1 protein-coding gene is annotated in these 1,348 nt (G+C 53.0%); it reads right to left on the bottom strand.

Annotated elements, in window-relative coordinates:
• Window positions 1–254: 254 nt before the first annotated feature.
• Window positions 255–1,271: an IS110 family RNA-guided transposase gene (locus BLL36_RS29935; RefSeq protein WP_076955179.1), complete on the bottom strand. Its 1,017-nt coding sequence runs from the start codon at window positions 1,269–1,271 to the stop codon at window positions 255–257.
• Window positions 1,272–1,348: the final 77 nt, after the last annotated feature.

The following is a 1,348-nucleotide window of genomic DNA, read 5'->3' as shown; positions in this document are numbered from 1 at the left end:
AAAGTAACCAAATGTATGGTCAGCCCACCTTTTGCTATCCAGTCACGATGAACGGTAAATCAGGCTTGCGCTAATGTATCCGGGCTCCTTGTGAGCGCGGGTACACGCTCGGCCCTTGATGAGTATTCGCTCCTGCCTGTCCTTAAAAGCGCTTCAGCTGCGAAAGCTGCTTTGGTTATCAGGTTCTCAGCCAGGATGTCTGCCGTTTATCGTCATCAGCTACTGACGTCGCAAAAGCTGGTGGTAAAGCCGGATTATGCGGTGGCATGCCCGTTGTAGGTGCCACCTTTGGTCAATAGCGCCCAGACAATCCTGGCCATTTTATTAGCCAGCGCACAGGCAACTTTGTTGAGCGGTTTTCGAGCTAATAGACTTCTGGCCCAGACTCCAAGGGCATCGTTTCGTTTATCGATTCGATAAAGCAGGGTTTGGGCGCCCTGCATCAGCAAGGTTCGCAAATACCTGTCCCCACGCTTGCTGATACCCAGGAGAGTGGTTTGCCCTCCAGTCGAGTATTGCCGCGGCACCAACCCTAAGGACGCCGAAAAATCTCGGGACGATTTATACATCGAAGCGTCCCCGACATCGGCCACCAGCGCGCTAGCTATGAGGGGGCCGATGCCGGGGATGCTCTGTAATCTTTTGCCGGCGTCACTCCCATTTACTTGCTGCTTGATCTCGGTATCCAGCGCTTTGATTTCGCGAGTCAATTGACGAATGTCATCAAGCATCCGACTAATAGCCTGCCGCAGGCGCAGAGGTAGATTGTGCTCTTCCATCAATGCAGGAACCCGCTCCAACGCGGCATAGCCGGCGGGAAAGATAACGCCAAACTCAAGTAAGAACCCGTGTACCTGGTTGATCACTCCAGTGCGTCGACTCACCAGTGATTTACGCAGTTTATGCACGGTCGACAGCACCTGCTGGTCAACTGATTTCACCTGTACAGATCGCGTTCTGGGACGTGATGCGGCTTCGCAAATAGCCTCGGCATCAATGAAGTCGTTCTTGTTGCCGGTGACGTAAGCCTTCACATGCTGCGGCGCAATCAGTTGGACCTGATGACCGAGCTTGGTGATTTCTCTGGCAAGAAACTGTGATCCGCCACAGGATTCCATGGCAACTTTGCAGGGTGGCATTTGTGCAAGTAATGGCAGCAACTGTCGGCGATTGAGCTTCTTGCGCAATACCTGATGGCCTTGTGCGTCTTGGCCGTGCAAGTGGAAGCTGTTCTTGCCAATGTCGATGCCTAGAAGCGTTACGCTGTTCATGAGAAAGCCTCCTCAAGAAAAGTGAGAACCCCAGTAGTTTAGACCTGAGGTTCTCGCCGGGCTGACCATCTCATTAG

It is taken from the genome of Pseudomonas cedrina subsp. cedrina (genome assembly GCF_001983175.1).
Classification (GTDB): Bacteria; Pseudomonadota; Gammaproteobacteria; order Pseudomonadales; family Pseudomonadaceae; genus Aquipseudomonas; species Aquipseudomonas cedrina.
Note: the sequence above shows the minus strand (reverse complement) of the source record. Positions and strands in the feature narration are given on the sequence as shown.